17 protein-coding genes, 1 tRNA gene and 1 pseudogene are annotated in these 18305 nt (G+C 64.9%); 12 read left to right on the forward strand and 7 right to left on the reverse strand.

Annotated features, from left to right (window positions below):
• The first annotated feature begins 49 nt into the window (after positions 1 to 49).
• Together ACM43_RS28800 and ACM43_RS28805 are read left to right on the forward strand one after the other, a co-directional pair.
• On the forward strand, positions 50 to 1447 hold the full coding sequence (locus ACM43_RS28800; protein WP_271544731.1) for a hypothetical protein: 1398 nt from the start codon (positions 50 to 52) through the stop codon (positions 1445 to 1447).
• Between the two features lie 368 nt (positions 1448 to 1815).
• A complete protein-coding gene (locus tag ACM43_RS28805) occupies positions 1816 to 2694 on the forward strand; it encodes an ABC transporter substrate-binding protein (protein ID WP_271545101.1) in 879 nt (292 codons plus the stop codon).
• On the opposite strand, the pseudogene ACM43_RS28810 reads toward ACM43_RS28805, so the two are convergent.
• A pseudogene (locus tag ACM43_RS28810) lies at positions 2692 to 2820 on the reverse strand (alpha/beta fold hydrolase); the annotation flags it as partial. The gene ACM43_RS28805 and the pseudogene ACM43_RS28810 overlap by 3 nt on opposite strands.
• A gap of 59 nt (positions 2821 to 2879) precedes the next feature.
• Positions 2880 to 3293, reverse strand: a complete 414-nt coding sequence (locus ACM43_RS28815) for a hypothetical protein (RefSeq protein WP_271544733.1) — start codon at positions 3291 to 3293, stop codon at positions 2880 to 2882.
• Between the two features lie 107 nt (positions 3294 to 3400).
• Here ACM43_RS28815 and ACM43_RS28820 point away from each other — a divergent pair, with 107 nt between their 5' ends.
• Positions 3401 to 4336: a LysR family transcriptional regulator gene (locus tag ACM43_RS28820; protein ID WP_271544736.1), complete on the forward strand. Its 936-nt coding sequence runs from the start codon at positions 3401 to 3403 to the stop codon at positions 4334 to 4336.
• A gap of 66 nt (positions 4337 to 4402) precedes the next feature.
• Here the strand turns inward: ACM43_RS28820 and ACM43_RS28825 are convergent, their stop codons facing one another.
• On the reverse strand, positions 4403 to 5158 hold the full coding sequence (locus ACM43_RS28825) for an alpha/beta fold hydrolase (RefSeq protein WP_271544738.1): 756 nt from the start codon (positions 5156 to 5158) through the stop codon (positions 4403 to 4405).
• Positions 5159 to 5275: 117 nt separating this feature from the next.
• Positions 5276 to 6412 (reverse strand): hypothetical protein, encoded by a 1137-nt coding sequence (locus tag ACM43_RS28830; protein WP_271544740.1) that lies wholly within the window; start codon positions 6410 to 6412, stop codon positions 5276 to 5278.
• Between the two features lie 308 nt (positions 6413 to 6720).
• On the opposite strand from ACM43_RS28830, the gene ACM43_RS28835 reads away from it, so the two are divergent.
• A complete protein-coding gene (locus tag ACM43_RS28835; RefSeq protein WP_008562814.1) occupies positions 6721 to 6966 on the forward strand; it encodes a zinc-finger domain-containing protein in 246 nt (81 codons plus the stop codon).
• A gap of 20 nt (positions 6967 to 6986) precedes the next feature.
• Positions 6987 to 8189, forward strand: a complete 1203-nt coding sequence (locus tag ACM43_RS28840; RefSeq protein ID WP_271544746.1) for an FAD-dependent monooxygenase — start codon at positions 6987 to 6989, stop codon at positions 8187 to 8189.
• Between the two features lie 25 nt (positions 8190 to 8214).
• Here ACM43_RS28840 and ACM43_RS28845 read toward each other — a convergent pair whose 3' ends face one another.
• Complete coding sequence (locus tag ACM43_RS28845) at positions 8215 to 8625, reverse strand: twin-arginine translocation pathway signal (RefSeq protein WP_157280657.1); 411 nt, start codon at positions 8623 to 8625, stop codon at positions 8215 to 8217.
• A 172-nt stretch (positions 8626 to 8797) separates the two neighbouring features.
• Between ACM43_RS28845 and ACM43_RS28850 the strand changes: the two genes are divergently transcribed.
• The 3 genes from ACM43_RS28850 (at position 8798) to ACM43_RS28860 (ending at position 9736) form a co-directional block, all read left to right on the forward strand.
• A tRNA-Leu gene (locus ACM43_RS28850) sits at positions 8798 to 8886 on the forward strand.
• Positions 8887 to 8979: 93 nt separating this feature from the next.
• On the forward strand, positions 8980 to 9180 hold the full coding sequence (locus ACM43_RS28855; RefSeq protein WP_271544749.1) for a hypothetical protein: 201 nt from the start codon (positions 8980 to 8982) through the stop codon (positions 9178 to 9180).
• A 4-nt stretch (positions 9181 to 9184) separates the two neighbouring features.
• Positions 9185 to 9736, forward strand: a complete 552-nt coding sequence (locus tag ACM43_RS28860; RefSeq protein ID WP_271544751.1) for a Fic/DOC family protein — start codon at positions 9185 to 9187, stop codon at positions 9734 to 9736.
• Between the two features lie 163 nt (positions 9737 to 9899).
• On the opposite strand, the gene ACM43_RS28865 is transcribed toward ACM43_RS28860, so the two are convergent.
• A complete protein-coding gene (locus ACM43_RS28865; protein ID WP_271544753.1) occupies positions 9900 to 11210 on the reverse strand; it encodes a hypothetical protein in 1311 nt (436 codons plus the stop codon).
• A gap of 336 nt (positions 11211 to 11546) precedes the next feature.
• Here ACM43_RS28865 and ACM43_RS28870 point away from each other — a divergent pair, with 336 nt between their 5' ends.
• Positions 11547 to 12749 (forward strand): multidrug effflux MFS transporter, encoded by a 1203-nt coding sequence (locus ACM43_RS28870; protein ID WP_442869351.1) that lies wholly within the window; start codon positions 11547 to 11549, stop codon positions 12747 to 12749.
• Positions 12750 to 13142: 393 nt separating this feature from the next.
• Here ACM43_RS28870 and ACM43_RS28875 read toward each other — a convergent pair whose 3' ends face one another.
• Positions 13143 to 14750 (reverse strand): ABC transporter substrate-binding protein, encoded by a 1608-nt coding sequence (locus tag ACM43_RS28875; protein ID WP_271544757.1) that lies wholly within the window; start codon positions 14748 to 14750, stop codon positions 13143 to 13145.
• Positions 14751 to 15016: 266 nt separating this feature from the next.
• On the opposite strand from ACM43_RS28875, the gene ACM43_RS28880 reads away from it, so the two are divergent.
• The 3 genes from ACM43_RS28880 (at position 15017) to ACM43_RS28890 (ending at position 18215) form a co-directional block, all read left to right on the forward strand.
• Positions 15017 to 16147 (forward strand): M20/M25/M40 family metallo-hydrolase, encoded by a 1131-nt coding sequence (locus ACM43_RS28880; RefSeq protein ID WP_271544759.1) that lies wholly within the window; start codon positions 15017 to 15019, stop codon positions 16145 to 16147.
• Positions 16148 to 16367: 220 nt separating this feature from the next.
• The gene (locus ACM43_RS28885) at positions 16368 to 17309 is read left to right on the forward strand and encodes an ABC transporter permease (RefSeq protein WP_271544761.1); all 942 of its coding nucleotides are present in this window, start codon (positions 16368 to 16370) and stop codon (positions 17307 to 17309) included.
• An 18-nt stretch (positions 17310 to 17327) separates the two neighbouring features.
• Complete coding sequence (locus tag ACM43_RS28890) at positions 17328 to 18215, forward strand: ABC transporter permease (RefSeq protein ID WP_271544763.1); 888 nt, start codon at positions 17328 to 17330, stop codon at positions 18213 to 18215.
• Positions 18216 to 18305 lie beyond the last annotated feature (90 nt).

Below are 18305 nucleotides of genomic sequence, written 5' to 3' on the forward strand. Positions count from 1 at the left end.
GCCCCCAACCGTTATTGCGGGCATGATCCGAACTGGGGGCAGTGCCGATTTGACCATCACCACCGATCAACTGCGCGCGCGCGCCGCGGGCTCATTTTGGCTGCGGCTGGCGGCGGTGGCCTTGCCCCTCCTGATGATCGCGCCGGCGGTCTGGAACGGCTATCCGCTGTTGCAATGGGATACCGGCGGCTATCTCGCGCGCTGGTACGAGGGTTATCTCGTCCCCAGCCGCTCCACGGTGTTCGGCCTCTATTTGCACTATGGCGAGGGTTTCGGTTTCTGGATCAACCTCGCCGCCCAGTCGCTGGCAACGCTATGGCTGCTGCAGCTCACGCTTCGCGTGCTGGGATTGATGCAGACCTTCCGCTTCGTCGCGATCAGCCTCTCCCTGATGCTGTCGACCGCGCTGCCCTGGCTTGCGAGCATGCTGCTCACCGACATCTTTGCCGGGCTCGCGGTGCTGTCGCTGTTCCTCCTGGTGGTCGGCGCAAACCGCACCTCGACGCTCGAGAAGGCATCTTTGTTCGTCTTCACCGCCTTTGCCGCAGCGACCCACAGCGCTACGCTCGGCGTGCTGCTCGGACTGTGCGCCGCGGGCTGGATGGCGCGGCCGTTTCTGGGCGCGCGCCTGCCGCTGGCCGGACTACTGCAGGCGAGCCTCACCATCGTCGCGGGCGGCTTGATGCTGGTGTCGGCGAATTATGCGTTGTCCGGCAAGCTGGCCTGGACGCCCGGCGGCTACGGCGTCGCCTTCGGCCGCATGATGCAGGACGGCATCGTCGCGCAATATCTCAACGACCGTTGCCCGCGCGAACGTTACAAGCTTTGTCCCTACCGCAACGAGTTGCCGGCGAGCGCCGACGAATTCCTGTGGGGCAAGAGCGTGTTCAACACGCTCGGCCGTTTCGCAGGCATGAATGAGGAGATGGGCACCATCGTCGTGCAGTCGCTGAAGGATTATCCGGCCTGGCAGGCCGGCGCGGCGCTCCGCGCGATGGGACAGCAATTGCTGCACGTGGCGACCGGCGAAGGCACCAACGTCTGGATCCCGCACACCCGCGGCATCATCGAGCGCTATATCCCCGCACAGGCCGCGCCGATGCGCGCGGCGCGGCAGCAGAACTGGGGTGTCAATTTCGATGTCGTGAACTGGCTGCATGTCCCGGTCGCGCTGGCCTCGATGCTGGCGCTGCTCGTGCTGCTCGGCCATGCGCTGGCGAACCGCCGGCTGGACGACCTGACGCTGCTGGCGGCGACCGTGACGCTGGCCCTGCTCGGCAACGCCTTCATCTGCGGCGTGATCTCAGGGCCCCACGACCGCTACGGCGCGCGCATGGTGTGGGTCGCGACGTTCGTGGTGCTGATGGCGCTGGCGCGGCGGCTGGGCGAGGACAGCAAGGCGCGCAAGTCTGGAAGATGGCGCGATTGCAGAGATCACCAGCCGTGAGGGACTGACGGCATTTTCCACATCAATCCGCGACAGGCTGCTCCCGACCTTCCGAGCAGAATTCAGGTGCGTCGATGTGGCGAGCTCTTTCTCCTCAGATGCGAACCTATCATAGCGGAGACGGGATTGATCGCAGGCCTCCGCGCCAGGAGCCTTGATGCGCTCGTGCTAATCGCTGACCGGTTCTGGCCAAAAGATGACGCGCGAGGGTCCACACGGCATTACCTGCGTGCTAACTTGAACGACGTGTTATGTCATAAGGTGCCAGCGAGATGCGCCGCCGTGATTTCATCAAGGCTGTTGCGGGCTCGGCTGCAGCCTGGCCGCTGGCGGTGGGCGCGCAGCCCACAGATCAGCCCAGGAAGAAGATGCCTCGTATCGGCCTTCTGGCGTCGGTTCATCATGAACGAATCGATGCCTTTGAGCATGGGCTACGCGAGCATGGGTATGCCCAGGGCCAGAACATCATTATCGAGCACCGGTTCTGGAATAACGATCCGAAGCAACTGGCAAAGTTTGCCGCCGACTTGGTCACTCTGGATGTTGAGGTGATCGTAGCGCCCTCTACGCCCGAGGCCCTTGCCGTCCAAGCGCTTACCAGCACGATCCCCATTGTGACTGCCACCGCCGACGCGGTCGGTGTCGGGCTGGCGGCAAGTTTCGCGCGGCCCGGCGGAAACGTCACCGGACTGACCGCCGTCGGTGGAAGCAGCAAGAATCTCGGTCTCCTGGCGGAATTGCTGCCGCGAGCATCGCGTTTTGCGGTCCTGCTCGACCCAGACAACCGGTATCATGCCGAGTTGATGGCCGGCTTTCAGAAGACCGCCGCGGAACGACACTTCGAGATTCTTCCGGTGGTGAAACGCTCGGTGGAAGATATAGGTCGGGGATTCCACACCATGGCGTCGAAGCATGTCCAGGGCCTGCTCGTGCTTGCGGACCCCATCGCGCGCACCAACCGGCGGGAGATCATCGAGCTCGCCGCACAATACCGAATTCCCGCGGTGTACTATTTTCGTGAAGAAGCGGTCGAAGGAGGCCTTCTCGCTTATGGCGCGGATCTCATCGAGCTCCATCGTCGGGCCGCCGCTTATGTTGCAAAGCTCCTGCGGGGCGCGAAAGCCGCCGAACTCCCGATCGAGCAGGCCGAACGCTTCCGCTTAGTGATCAATCTAAAGACCGCCAACGCACTCGGCCTGAGTATCCCGACTGCGCTACTCGCGACCGCCGATGAGGTGATCGAATGATGCTGCCTGCATGCGGTCCGAGCGGGTCTGGTCGGCGAACGCGCGGAAGGTGCGGCCGACGGCATTGGTGATGTCGTCGAGGGACGGTTCTTCCAGCGCCTCGGCGACGTTCTCGCCGGGACCGCTGGACCTCGATCAGGGAATTGCGGTGACATTGCTGTCACCGTGATTCACCCCACATTTTTTCACATCTCCTTGGCGAGCGCGAACAGCCGGAATTCCTCGAGTGCCGCGTGCCGATGCGGCGCGACTTCGCGCCGGTAGGTCTCGGTGTCGACGATCGAGCGGAAGGTGGCGAAATCGCCGTATTCATTGATGGCCGCTTCGTCCCAGCGTTCGCCCGGCGCGCCGACGAGGCTCGTCAGGACCGGGCCGGAAAACATCCGCGCGAGCGGCTTACCGGCTGCAAGACGCCGGAATGCCGGCCTGTAGCGTTCGTGAAAGGCTTCGCGGCCCGTGCAGGGCGCGGCATCGAAGCCGTCCTCGTAACGCGCCTGCGCGCGGTAGCGCAGCAGATTGAGCATATAGACCGGCTGGCCGGGTGGGATCGCGCGCTCGGCGGCGTCGAGGGCTTGCAGGGTGATTTCGACGAGGTTCATGGGACTTCCCGCGTTTCCAGCGCCGCAGAATGCGCGCCGACACTCCCTGCTTAGCCGTTCGGGGCCGGCGCTTGTAGTGACTGGGAAGCCATGATTATGTGGACTCCATGTCCACAACGCCTTTGCCTCCCGATCTCTCGCGCCTCCTCGCCTTCGTCCGCGTCGTCGAAGCGGGCTCCTTCGCCGAAGCCGCGCGGCGGGCGGGGACGACCACTTCGGCCATGTCCAAGGCGGTCGCCCGCTTCGAACAGGCTCACGGATTGCGGCTTTTGCATCGCTCCACCCATTCGCTGGCGCTGACCGCAGAGGGCGACAGGCTGATGACGGCGGGACGCGCGTTGGTCGAAAGTCTCGCCCGTGTCCAATCCGCCCTCGGCGAAGTCGCGCGCGACGATGGCGGACGGGTGCGCGTGACCGCCCCCGCCTCGTTCGCGCGCGCCTGCATCCTGCCGCGACTGCCCGCGTTCCTGCGGGAACGGCCGGAAATCGAGATCGAGGTCAAATTCCGCAACGAGATTCTCGATCTCGCGGCGGAAGGCGTCGACATCGCGATCCGCACAGGGCCCCTCGACCGCGCGCCCGGCCATCAGGCGCGGCGGCTTTGCACGTTCTCCTGGATCGCTTGCGCCTCGCCCGCCTATCTGAAAGCGCGCGGCGCGCCGGCCACTCCCTTCGAGCTCTCCGCGCACGACCACGTCGGCTTCCGCAATCCCGCAAGCGGTCAGATCCTGACCTGGCGCTTCGCCGACCCGCGCGGCAAAGGACCCATTCGCTTCACGCCCAAACCCAAGCACATTTGCGACGACGCGCACGCTTCGCTGGCTTTGTTGACGAATGGGTTCGGTGTCGGCTGGGGGCCGGCGTGGCTCGTTGGCGACGACCTTCGCGCCGGCCGGCTGGTCGAGGTGCTGGCGCCCTGGCGCGCGCCTGGGGAACCCCTATGGATGCTGCGCACCTCGGGCCGCCGCCCGCCCCTGCGCACACAGCGCGTCATGTCGTTCCTCAACACGCTTCCCGCCGCGTTCAGCGACAAGGCGGTGTGAAGCAGCGGTCGTCACCCAAATTGAGGCGCTGAGAAACTGAGCTAAAGGTCCTAGGGATTTGCCGACTCAGCCGCGGCGTGAAAGGAAGTCGAGCACGCCGGTCTTGTAAACCTTGTCGCCGACCGCGCGCATGTGGTCGCGGTTCGGAATGTCGAGCACGTCCGCGCCGGGGATGATGGCGCCGAGCGCGCTGGCGCTTCCTGCGACGTCGTCGGCGCTGCCGACAGCGATCAGCACCGGCACCTCGATGCGCGCGGCCTGCTGCCTCGTCATGAGATCGCGCGTGCCGCGCAGGCACGCGGCGAGCGCGCGGCGGTCGGAGCGGGTCTGGTCGGCGAACGCGCGAAACGTGCGGCCGACGGGATCGGTGACGTCGTCCAGCGCGGGCGCCTCCAGCGCTTTGGCAACGTTCTCGCCGGGACCGGTGCCCTCGATCAGGCCGCCGATGCCGATGCCGCCAAGGATCGCCGAGCGCAGGCGCTGCGGCTCGTTGAGGGCGAGCCAGGCCGTCATCCGCCCGCCCATCGAATAGCCCATGATGTCGGCCTGCGGGATGGCGAGATGATCCATCAGCGCGAGCACATCGCCGGCCATCACGGGTATAGAATATTGCGCGGGCTCGTAGAGCTTTGCGCTCTCGCCGTGGCCGCGATTGTCGAGCGCGATGACGCGGCGTCCGTTCTTGCGCAGTTCCGACACCCAGGTCGGATAGACCCAGTTCACGTTCTTGCTGGAGGCAAAGCCGTGCACCAGGATGATCGGATCGCCCTCGCCTTCGTCTAGATAGGCAATTTCAACGGCGCCGTTGTGAAAGCTCGGCATCAGCAGTTCCGTGAGGTGTTGAGGGGAATGACGCGATCTTAGAGCACGATCCGGCAAAGTGTGCAGCGGTTTTCCGGCAACATCATGCTCAAACAATAGCCCGAAGCGGATCGCGCCTCAGGCCGTCGCGGCCGCGTTAGCCAAAGCAGCGTCGGCCGCCATCTGCGCGCGGCGCAGCCGCCGCGCCCGCCTGCGATCGCACCAGGCCTGGGTCAGGCGCTCGGTCGTCGCCTTGATGGAGGAGAGCAGGCCGAACAGCGTCACGACCGCGCCGAACAACCACATCGCCAGATCGAACGCGCCGCCGACGAGCAGCAGCGCGCCGCGGCCGAGCAGCTTAATGATCGCGCGCGTCTTGCCGCCTTGCGCTTCCGCAAGCCGCACAGCGCGCGCGACGTCCTTGGGACCCTCGGCGATGCGGAGCGTATCCATGGCCCCGCGCGTGCCGGTCTTTCCGGCGACGCGCGTGACGTCCTTGCCGAGCCGGACCAGCGCACCGGCCTTCTCGGCCCGGAACGCGGCCTTGATCGCGCTCACGGTCTGGCCAGGGCGCAGCACCGAGCCCGATGCCACCGCGTTCCGCAGCATCGGCGCGTCGACGACCTCGCGCGCGGACCGACCGGCCCACGCGGCGAGCCCCTCGCCGAGCCGTCCGAGCTTGCGCGCATCCTTCACCAGAGTCAGTCCTGCGCGCACCGGCGCGGCACCGCCGACGGAGACATAGGTTGCCGCCGTCACCGCAAGGCCGGCCGCCGCAAGGGACAGCACGAGGCGGTCGGTGTCCTCGCCCATGGCGAGGTGCTTGCCTTCGCGCACCACGTCCCTGATGTCGCCGAACACGAAGAGATCGCCGGCCACGGTCCCGGACAGGCTGGCGACATCGTCCGCGTTGCCGGTGACGAGACCGGTGGCGAAGCGCTTGGCGAAATGCGCGGTGGAATTCTCCGCTTTCACGGCATCAGTGACGCGGCTCAAGAGGTCGTCGGGAAGCGCGATGTTGCGCTCGCGCGCCAGCGTGACGAAACTGTCGGCGAGATCCGCATCGCCGGAGGCGAGCGCGGCCTCGATATTGTCCTGAACCAGGCGGTCGTTGTGCCGGAGCAGTGCATCGAGCTTCAGCTCGGAGAGCGCGACCGGATCATCCTGGGCGGCCAGGATCGCGCCGGCCTCGCGGGCATGCGGCGCCACCTGCGCGAGCACGAAGCCACACACGGCCATTCCCGCCAACGCCGTACTGATTCGCAGCCACTTCATGTGGAAAAGCCCGGATGCCCTGAGATCGCTTGCGCGGAACACTACGTCTTTCGTCCCGGTTTCACGCAACCACAGAGATAGTATGCCAAAATTGCGACACAACGTCCCCGACGAAAGAAGGGCTTCTCTCAGGCCGCAAGATTGTGTCGAATTTGCATGAGCAAATGAGCATGGGGCGCTTGCGAAGCTTTTCGGTTCCGCTGGACTAGCAATCACCTGTACCCGCCAGTATGGTCCGCAGCGCCTCAAAGATGCCGCGTCGGTTCGTGATTGTATCTGCCGCCATTGCCACTCCAGGATGAACTTCGATGTCCGACCATGTCGTCCCGCACTTCCATAACGATGCCGGTGTTCCCGTCATCGAGATTGGCTCGCAAGAGTTCATGTGCGTGGGCGCCAATCCTCCGTTCGACCATCCGCACGTCTTCCTCGACCTCGGCAACGACAACGAGATCATCTGCCCCTATTGCTCGACGCTGTACCGCTTCGCGGCCGACCTGAAGCCGGGCGAAGCCCGCCCGCCGGAATGTGTGCTGAAGGACAAGGTGGCCTGACCGCGTCTATCGGTTAAGGGGTGGCGCTCTCCCGAACGATTGTCATCGCCGGTGCCGGCATTGGTGGCCTGACGGCCGCGCTCGCGCTCGCCGCCCGCGGCTTCCGCATCGTCGTGCTGGAGAAGGCCGAACGCCTCGAGGAGGTCGGCGCCGGCCTGCAGCTCTCGCCCAATGCCAGCCGCGTGCTGGTCGAGCTCGGCCTCACCGAACGCCTCAAACTGCGCGCCGTCACCCCCGAAGCGCTCTCGATCATGAGCGCGCGCGCCGGCGGCGAGCTGCTGCGCATGCCGCTCGGCGAAGCCGCCTCGCTGCGCGCCGGAGCGCCCTATTGGGTGGTGCACCGTGCCGACCTGCAAGCGGCCCTCGCCGGCGCCGTCGCCGACCATGCCGACATCGACCTGAAGCTGGGCGCGACCTTCGAGGACGTCGCGCCTCACGCCAAGGGCCTGACCGTGGTCCATCGCAGCGGCACGATCCGCCGCAGCGATCTCGCCAGCGCGCTGATCGGCGCCGACGGCATCTGGTCGACGGTGCGCCAGCATCTGTTTCCCGAGGTGCAGCCGCGCTTTTCCGGCCTGATCGCCTGGCGCGGCACGCTCGATGCCACGCAATTGCCGAAGGACTATACCGCGCGCCGGGTGCAGCTCTGGATGGGACCGAACGCCCATCTGGTCGCCTATCCCATTGCGGGCGGACGCCAGATCAACGTGGTCGCGGTGCTGCCCGGCACCTGGAACCGGCCGGGCTGGAGCACGCCCGGCGATGTCAGCGAGGTGATGGACGCCTTTGCCGGCCCGCGCTGGCCGCCGGCGGCGCGGATGCTGCTCGCCGCGGTCGACAACTGGCGCAAATGGGCGCTATTCGGCGTGCCGGACGGCTGCCCCTGGAGCAAGGGTTCGGTGGCGCTGCTCGGCGATGCCGTGCACGCGATGCTGCCGTTCGCAGCGCAAGGGGCCGGCATGGCGATCGAGGATGCCGCCGTGCTTGCCCGGCATTTGAGCCTGGAGGCCGCCGAGAGCAGCAAAGCGGTTGCCGCCGCGCTGACGCAATACGGCCGTGCCCGCCAGGCGCGGGTACAGCGGGTGCAGCGGACCGCGCGGCAGCAGGGCCGCATCTATCATCTCAGCGGGCCGCTCGCGCTCGCACGCGATGTTGCGATCCGCGCGCTCGGCCCGCAGCGCATGCTGGCGCGACAGGATTGGATCTACGGCTGGCGGCCCTGATGCGGAGCGGCGCCGGCAGCATGCCTCAGCGGGCCGCTTTGCCGGATTTGGCGCTGGCCGCGGGCGATGCCGGAGGCGGCGGCGCCTCGGGCGGAGTCTCCCGGCATCTGTTGCGGCGCCAGGCGTCCTCGGCCAATTGGGCCTGCCCGCGCACGGCGACATAGTCGTTGCGATAAGCGAGCTCGGACACGACGGCGCCGCCCGCCCCGGTCTCGGCCTTCTCCATCAGCCGCTGCAAATCGGCGGTGCGCTTGGCGAGGTCCTTGCGCTCGGTCTCAAGCTGCTTGCAATCGTACAATTCGTATTTGGCGGGATCGGCAAAGGCCGGTGCGATCGTCTCGCTCACGCCGGCGCAGCCGGACAGTGCGAGGCCAGCCGCAAGCAGCGCGAACAGCGCGCCAACGCCGCGCAGCGAAAAGGAAAACGAAGCAGCCATGCCGGATGAATAGCCCCCGTGGATTGAGAATGCCTAAAGCAGCAACAGATGTCCGGATTGAGGCTTTGCCTTGTGCCCCCGGCTCGCTTAAGGAAGAACCGTCCCTCCGGCGGCGAACGCGCCAATTCCAGACCGCCGGAACGGACTTAAGTGTTTGATCTCGTTGGATCAAGCGGGCATGGCGGAATTGGTAGACGCAAGGGACTTAAAATCCCTCGGTGCGCAAGCGCTGTGCCGGTTCGACCCCGGCTGCCCGCACCACTTCCTTGCAAGTACGCCAAAAGGGCCACTGCCGCTTCGCATTGATGTTCAATGCCTCGGGCGAGTCGGCCCGATCTGTGCTATGGTTTGCGTATGACAACCAAGAAATCATCCTCCAAGAAGGGCAAGGGCTCCGGTTTTGTGATCGGCAGCGCACGCTTCAGGAAGATCAGCTCCGTGGAAGGGATCGTTTATTCGGCGGAGATGAAGGGCAGCTCTGCTATCACGGCGAGCAAGGCACGCACGCCCGAAGAGCGCAGGAAGGCCATCATCAAGGCCTACCGCAAGACCTAGCCTGATGTACGACGCCGTCGCTGACGACTACTGTTATCCCGGCACAACAGTTCTAAAGAACAAGCTCGATCTCAGAAACCCTGAGGAGCTTCATTCCTTCGAAGCGGAAGTGAGCGATGCCCGGGCCGATGAGGAACTTCCGGCCGGCAAACTCGATTTCGCGCATTTCAAGGCAGTGCACGAACACCTTTTCCAGGATGTGTACGACTGGGCTGGCAAGATTCGGACCGTTCGCATGTCAAAAGGCGGAAACCCATTCTGCTTTCCCGAGAACATCGAAGACCAGGCGAAGCTACTGTTCGCACAGCTGAAGCAGGACAAATTTCTGGCCGGCCTTGAGCCGGAGGCATTCGCAGAAAAGGCGGCCCATTTCCTATCCGAACTCAACGTCATCCACGCTTTTCGCGAAGGCAATGGTCGCGCACAGCTGTCGTTCTTCCTGCTGCTGGCGGACCGAGCTGGGCATCCGATTGATCTTAAGGACCTTGATCCCTACGCCTTTCTCAATGCAATGATCGCTGCCTTCGATGGCGACGAAGCGCCTCTTGCGGCGTGATTCAGGTCCTTGTCGAGAACAAAACCGACTAGCTCCTACATTCCGCTTGAAACGGAATGTTGTCTTGGTTGTCGGACGCAAACGCCGTCTGCTGACGGCGAAATCCCTCGGTGCGCAAGCGCTGTGCCGGTTCGACCCCGGCTGCCCGCACCACTAGCTTGTATCACCCTTGCTCGAGTCGCTTTGGCTCTGCGCGGAAATCGAGCAGCACGATCCAGAAGCAGATCAGCGCGGTGACGAGGAGGATGAAGGTGCCCTCGATCGGCGCGCCCAGTAGCGAGATCAGTGCCGGGAAGGCGAGGCCGATGCCGAGACTGGCGGCGAGCGCCAGGGGCGGAAGATCGACGATGAGGATCGCGGCAAGAAGCGCGAGCTCGAAGAAGGCATATTCCTTCAGACGCGGCGAGCTGAGATAGAGCGCGAACATGGCAAGCACCGTGATGCGCATGGCCGTGCGCGGGTGATCCATCAGCCAGCGATCGAGCTGCGTCAGCAGCGATGCCCCTGCCCGCACCGATCCGCTCGCGGCCGCGCGCAGGACGGACAGCGCGAACGGCACGAGCACGAGCGCGAGTGCCGCGAACGCATAGGCCGCCAGCATCGCCGGCTTGCCGCCACCGAAGCCGGCCTGGGCCATGAGGTCACGCGCCAGCAGCAACAGCGACGGATTGGTCTCGACGAGACCGACGGCGTGCTGGCCGGGAATTTGGCCTGCGATCGCGAGCAGCCAGCTCGCGAACAGATCGGGATACAGCAAGCGCGACAGCGCGACCGGCAACGCGAAGGCGAAGGCGGCCACCGCGATCAAGGCCAGCTTGCGGCCACGCGGCAGCGGCAGGAAATAGAGCGCCGCCAGCACCGGGACGAACACCAGCTTGAACGAGGTCACGAGGCCGAGCACCGCAGCACCGGCGAGGCGCGAGGAAAAGTTCGAATTCTGTTCGGATGCGAGCGGGCGTAGCAGGAGCTTCAGCGCGATCGCGGTCAGCACTCCGCTCAGCAGCGCAAAATTCCCCGACGCCACCACGAATTCGAAACCGACGAACGCGCCGAGCGCGCAGAGCACCTTCAAGCCAGCATCGCGCGCGCTGGCACGCGTCCGGCCTAGGCCGGGCAGAAGCAGCGCGCAGAGCACGGCGAGAATGAGAAAGATGCTTCTGTAATGATCGAGCAGAACGCCGCCCGCGCAGAGTGGACGGAAGACGTCCAGCGTCACCGGCAGATAGGGATAAGAATAGGTGGTGCCCTTCAGGTTCTTGACGAAGTAGGGATCGAGCCCGTCGGCATGCGCATCGACGGCCGCGCAATTGACCCGGACGTCCCAGCCATACGGCAGGTCGAGCGAGGCATCGTTGGCGAGATTACCGAGCACCAGCAGCGCGGTCAGCGTGACCACGCCGGCAAGCCAGACGTTGCGCCTGGCAGCCTTGGCCGCAGGCGCCAACCATCGTGCTGCACCTGATATGTCGGACACGGGCGATACCCTGTTTGGCTTCTCGCGGCGCCGTTGCGGCAGCCGGTCCGACCACAATGGACAGGACGGGTTGCCGATTCATCTCCCCGGCGTGCCGCGCCCGATCTTATGGTGAATCCCTGGTTGCAGGCCGAGCCCTCCGGCGACGCGGCGGATGGCCATCAGGCCGGCGACGGGCCCTCACCCGTTTTTGACCGCTCCTGCTCCGCCTGCCAGCCATCCCGAAACATGGGTTGTGCAACGCAGCATCGGGGCTAGATAACTCGCTTGATTGCAGGGGTAAGCTTCTTGTCCGACGTCAATGCCGACGGTTGGGTGTCCTCGGGACACCGCCCAATGGGTTTTCCGGAATTCGTCATCGTGATCGCCTCCATCATGGCGCTGAATCCGCTCGCGATGGACATGATGCTGCCGGCGCTGCCCAATATCGGCGCCGCCTTCAAGATTCCCGTCGAGAACCATCTGCAACTGGTGCTGTCGACCTTCCTGATCGGCTTCGGCGCCGGTCAGTTCGTCATGGGTCCGCTGTCGGACCGCTTTGGGCGCCGACCGGTGCTGCTCGGCGGCATGGCGGTCTATGCGGTGGCGAGCGTGCTGGCGGTCGCCGCGCCCTCGTTCGAGACGCTGCTGCTGGCGCGCGCGCTCCAGGGGCTCGGCACCGCGGCGACGCGCGTGATCGCGACCTCGATCGTGCGCGATTGCTATGTCGGCCGCCGCATGGCGAGCGTGATGTCGCTTGCCATGATGGTGTTCATCGCGGTGCCGGTGGTCGCCCCCTCGTTCGGACAGGCGGTGCTGCTGGTGACGGCGTGGCGCGGCATCTTCGTCGTGCTGATGCTATACGGCCTGCTCGCGCTCGCATGGTGCGTGCTGCGGCTGCCTGAAACTCTCCCCCAGTCGGAGCGCCGATCGCTGGCGCCCGCCGACGTGCTCTCGGCGTTCCGGCAGACCCTGACGCATCGCCAGACCATCGGCTATGCCACCGCCGCCGGCAGCGTCATCGGCGCGCTGTTCGCCTATGTCTTCTGCGCCCAGCAGGTCTTCACCGGCATCTATCATCTCGGCCAATATTTCCCGCTGGCCTTCGCCGCGATTGCCGCCGGCACGGCCATCGCCGGCTTCCTCAATGCGAGGCTGGTCGGGCGGCTCGGCATGCGCGTGATCTCGCACGGCGCGCTGACGCTCTACACGGCCGTGGCCGGCGTGATGCTGCTGACGGAAAGTCTCGGCGTGCTGCCCCTCGCCTTGTTCATGGTGCTCTCGGCCCTGATGATGTTCTCGTTCGGCATGATGGTCGCCAACTTCACCGCGCTCGCGATGGAGCCGCAGGGGCACATCGCCGGCACCGCCTCCTCGCTATACGGCTCGATCACCACGCTGATCGGGATCGTGGTCGGCATGGCGATCGGGCAGAGTTTTGACGGCACGCTGCTGCCGTTCTCGATCGGCTTCTTCCTGTCCACCCTCGCCGCGCTGGCGATCGTGCTGGTGGTCGAGAAGGGACGGCTGTTCAGGCCGCAACATCGTCCGATCAGCTAAAGCGCGATGAGATTCGGATGGATCGTCATCGTGCCAGTTGTTGCGCATGATCTTTCCGGAAAGCCGCTTCGCACCTTTCCGGATCATGCTTTTAGGAACTTCCCGCCCCTCGCGATGTTGTACCGCAGCAATTCAAAGGATTGGCGAGATGGAACAAGAGAACAGGTCGGATCAGCCCGCGTCCGAGATCGAACAGCCGATTTCGCAGCCTCGTTCCGATGAACGAAAGGACTCGAGCTTGGCATTCGTGAGGGAAGGGCTCGAGCAGCTGCGCGACAGCCACTGCTAGACGAGAGCGATCACCGACTGCTTCATAGAAGCGCTGCTTGATAAAAAACGGCGCCGCAGGAGACTGCGGCGCCGTTCGTTTTTCACATGCAAGGCGCGCGGCGCTTACTCCGTCTTGTCGACGTTCCAGAACACCGGGGTCGCGGGACCGTCGAGCACACCGTTCAGCGACTTGCGCCAGCCGCTCGCGATGAGATACTGCCCGAGCGGAATGTAGATCACCTGCTCATAGGCCTGCTTCTGGATGTCGGCGGCGATCTTCTTCTGATCGTCGACCGAGGCGGCGCGGACGAAAGCGTCCTTGAGCTGCTCGATCTTGGCATCCTCCGCCCAGCCGAACCAGCCCTTCTTGCCCAGGCCGCTGATCGAGAGATTGGCGATCGGGTTCGAGACGTCGGCCGCGACCCAGTTGGTGAAGAACATGTTCCAGCCGCCTTCCTTCGGCGGCTTCTGGCTGGCGCGGCGGCTCACCACCGTCTGCCAGTCGGTCGCCTGCAGGTCGACCTTGAAGCCGGCCTCGCGCAGCAGCTGGGCCGCAACGATCGGCTGCGCCTTCAGCGTCGTGACATCGCCGGGCGCCATGATCACGATCGGCGTGCCGTCATAGCCGGACTCGGCGAGCGCCTTCTTGGCTTGCGCCATGCCGTTCCCCTTGACCAGGGTCTCGGAGCCCACATCGGTCGCGAGCGGCGTGTCGCACACGAAGAAAGCGCCGCAGATCTTTTGGTACTTGGCATTGCCGACCAGCGCGTCGAGCACGTCCTTCTGGTTCATCGCCAGCAAGGCAGCCCGCCGCACCTTCACGTTGTCGAACGGCGGATGAAGGAAGTTCATCCGGCCGAGGGTCTGAAAGCCGAACTTGTTCAGGACCTCGATCTTGAGCTCCTTGTTCGCTTCCAGCACCGGCAACATGTCGAACGGCAGGTTCTCCATGAAGTCGATGTCGCCCGACTGCAGCGCGTTCACCGCGGTCTGCGAGTCCGGCATGGTGATCCATTCGACGCGGTCGACCTTCACCACCTTGCCGCCGGAGGTCCAGCTCGCCGGCTCCTTGCGCGGAACGTAATCGGTGTTCTTGACGTAGACCGCCTTCACGCCGGGCTGGAATTCGCCCTGCACGAACTTGAAGGGGCCCGAGCCGATCTGCTCGGGAATCTGCTTGTCCGCCGGCGTCTCCGCAAGGCGCTTCGGCATCATGAAGGCCACGCGCGAGGACGGCTTGCCGATGGAATCGAGGACGAGCCCATAGGGCTCCTTCAGCTTCAGCGTGATGGTCTTGGCGTCGGTCGCCTCGATGCTGGCGGTGAAGTCCATGAGCTTCTGGCCCATGCCGTCGACCGCGGCCCAGCGCTTCAGCGAAGCGACGCAATCTTCCGCCGTCACCGGCGCACCATCATGCCACTTCAGACCGTCGCGCAGCGTGAAGGTGTAGGTGAGCTTGTCGTCGGAGATCTTCCAGTCAGCCATCTGCGGCTGGACCTTGAAGTTCGAATCGGTGGCCACCAGCGTGTCGTAAACCATGTAGCCATGGTCACGCGTGATGTAGGCCGTGGTGAAGATCGGGTCGATGATGCGCAAATCCGAGTGCAGCACCGCCGTGAGGGTCTTGCCGGCTGCAAACACCGGCGAGGCCAGCGCGGTCGAGAGCGCGACGACTGACAGCGCGAGTGTGGAGGCGAACGCGCGAGGCCCCCGGCGCATGAAATGGAACATGGAAAGTTCTCCTGACGTGAAACTGTTCAAAGGCAGGTTATTGATTGAGCATGAAGTCCGTTCGTTGGGCGAACTAACCTCATGCATGCCTTTATCTTTTCGAGACTTGCAGACAGTGCCGAGCGCGTCAATCCGGTTTCGTTGCAAGCCCTTGCGGCGCAGGCACGGGCTCCACAGGGATCGATTTGGCTCTACAACACCTCCACTCGTCCTGCCCGCGCCGATGCAATGCGCGTTCCATCTTTCCAAGCTCGAGAGACATTGAGATGAATCCTGCCAATCTCCCCTTTGATTCCGAGGAAATGCTCGCGGGCCTGCGCACCTGGGTCGAATGCGAAAGCCCGACCTGGAACGCGGGCGCCGTGGACCGCATGCTCGATATCGCAGCGCGGGACATGGCGATCATGGGTGCGACGATCGAGCGCATCGCCGGTCGGCAGGGTTTTGGCGGCGTGATCCGCGCGCGCTTTCCGCATCCGAAGCAGGGCGAGCCCGGCATCCTGATCGCTGGACACATGGATACCGTCCACCCGGTCGGCACCATCGAGAAGCTGAAATGGCGGCGCGAAGGCAACAAGTGCTACGGCCCCGGCATCTTCGACATGAAGGGCGGCAATTATCTCTCGCTGGAAGCGATCCGGCAGCTGGCGCGCGCATCGTTCACCACGCCGCTGCCGATTACCGTGCTGTTCACGCCGGACGAGGAAGTCGGCACGCCCTCGACACGCGACATCATCGAGGCCGAGGCCGCGCGCAACAAATACGTGCTGGTGCCGGAGCCCGGCCGCGCCGACAACGGCGTCACTACCGGACGTTACGCCATCGCACGCTTCAACCTCGAAGCGACAGGCCGGCCGAGCCACGCCGGCGCCACGCTGTCGGCGGGACGCTCGGCGATCCGCGAGATGGCGCGGCAAATTCTCAACATCGACGCCATGACGACGGAGGACTGCACCTTCTCGGTCGGCGTTGTGCATGGCGGGCAATGGGTCAATTGCGTCGCCACCACCGCGACCGGCGAAGCGCTGTCGATGGCCAAGCGCCAGGCCGATCTCGATCGCGGTGTCGAGCGGATGCTGGCGCTGTCCGGCACCAAAGACGACGTCACCTTCAAGGTCACGCGCGGCGTGACGCGGCCGGTCTGGGAGCCGAATGCGGGCACGATGGCGCTGTACGAGAAGGCGCGCGGCATCGCCAGATCTCTTGGCATGGAACTGCCGCATGCAAGCTCCGGCGGCGGCTCCGACGGCAACTTCACCGGCGCGATGGGAATCCCGACGCTCGACGGCCTCGGCGTGCGCGGCGGCAATGCCCACACGCTCGAGGAGTATATCGAAGTCGAGAGTCTCGTTGAGCGAGGCCGCCTGATGGCGGGGCTGCTGGCGACGCTGGCGTGATCGCGAAGCGATCCCGTAGGTGGGCAAAGGCGCTAAGCGCCGTGCCCGCCGTTTTCCCGACTGAAAGCAGGTGGGCACGCTCCGCTTTGCCCACCCTACGAAGATTGGCTGCACCGCAAAAACTGTGGCCCTCGTGGCACGGGAATTGCTGAAATGTTAGGCTGATGGCAGGCTGGCCGAAGAGCCCTGCCCAATTTGACTCTAAACTGACGGATCCAACTTGCTCGGATATCTCCTTCGCCGAATTCTCGCCGCCGTGCCCGTGATGGGCGTGGTCGCGCTGTTCGTTTTCCTCCTGCTCCGCCTCACCCCCGGCGATCCCGCCGCGATCCTCGCCGGCGACAACGCGACCCCGGAACGGCTGGAGCGCATCCGCGAATCGCTCGGCCTCAACGAGCCGCTGATCGTGCAGTTCATCACCTGGGTGAACAAGCTGCTGCACGGCGACCTCGGGACGTCGCTGATCTCCAATTTGCCGGTGATGAAGATGATCGGCCAGCGCGTCGAGCCGTCGATCTCGATCGCGTTGTGCACCATCATCCTCGCCGTCATGGTCGCAGTTCCCTTGGGGGTGATCGCGGCGTGGAAGCACGGCACCTGGATCGACCGTTTCGTGATGGGTCTGTCCGTGCTCGGCTTCTCGGTGCCGGTGTTTGTGGTCGGCTATGTCCTCATCCAGGTCTTCGCGATCGAGCTGCGCTGGGTGCCGGTGCAGGGCTTCCGGAGCATCTTCAACGGCTTCGGTCCGTTCTTCGAGCGCATGATCCTGCCGACCTGCGCGCTGTCCTTCATCTACGTCGCACTGATCGCGCGCATGACGCGTGCGGCGATGCTCGACGTGCTCGGCGAAGACTACGTGCGAACGGCGCGCGCGAAGGGCATCAACGAGGTTGCGGTGATGATGCGCCATGCGCTGCGCAACGCCGCCGTGCCCGTGATCACCGTGATCGGGACCGGCTTTGCGCTCTTGATCTCCGGCGTCGTCGTCACCGAGAGCGTGTTCAACATCCCCGGCATCGGGCGTCTCACCGTCGATGCGGTGCTGGCGCGCGACTATCCGGTGATCCAGGCGATGATCCTGCTGACCTCGCTGATCTACGTCGTCGTCAATCTTCTCATCGACGTCGCCTACACCCTGCTCGATCCCCGGATCCGGTACTGAGGCAAGGACAAGAACAAAATGTCGGTCGATACCCTTCCCCAGTCCTCCATTCCGATCACGTCGCCGTTGCGGCCGCGATTCGGATTCCTCACCTCGACCCCGATCATCGCCACCGCGACGTGCCTGCTCGCGCTGATCGTGGTGGTCTCGATCCTCGCGCCGCTGATCGCGCCGCATGATCCGGTCCAGCTCGCCCCGTCGCAGCGGCTCAAGCCGTCCTCCGCTCAGTTCCTGCTCGGCACCGACGCCTACGGCCGCGACGTGTTGTCGCGCGTGATCTATGGCGGCCGCATCTCGCTTCTGATCGGCATCGGCGCGGCGATCCTGTCGATCGCCATCGGGCTCGCGATCGGCCTCGTCTCCGGCTTCTTCAAGCTGGTCGATTCCATCATGATGCGCGTCATGGACGGCCTGATGGCGATGCCGAGCATCCTGCTCGCGATCGCCGTGGTGTCGTTGTCAGGCGCCAGCCTCTGGACCGTGCTGATCGCGATCACGATCCCCGAGATTCCGCGCGTTGCACGCCTGGTCCGCTCGGTCGTGCTGTCGGCCCGCGAGGAGCCTTACGTCGAGGCCGCGATCTCGGTCGGCTCGAGCCTGCCGAAGATCATGTGGCGCCACCTGATGCCGAACACGATCGCACCGTTGATCGTCCAGGGCACCTATATCTGCGCCAGCGCAATTCTGACCGAAGCGATCCTCTCCTTCCTCGGCGCCGGCATCTCGCCGGAGACGCCGACCTGGGGCAACATCATGGCCGAGGGCCGCCAGTACTTCCAGATCAAGCCGTCGCTGATCTTCTGGCCGGGCCTGCTGCTCTCCATCGCCATCCTCAGCATCAACCTGATCGGCGACGCCGCCCGCGACGCCCTCGATCCGCGCATGAAGCAGCGGGAGGGGAAGTGATTTGTCTCGCCGGCCCATCCCCTTGTTCCGTCATTGCGAGCGAAGCGAAGCAATCCAGTCTGCATCTGCGGAGAGATTTCTGGATTGCTT

The organism is Bradyrhizobium sp. CCBAU 45321, assembly GCF_028128975.1.
GTDB lineage: Bacteria > Pseudomonadota > Alphaproteobacteria > Rhizobiales > Xanthobacteraceae > Bradyrhizobium > Bradyrhizobium yuanmingense.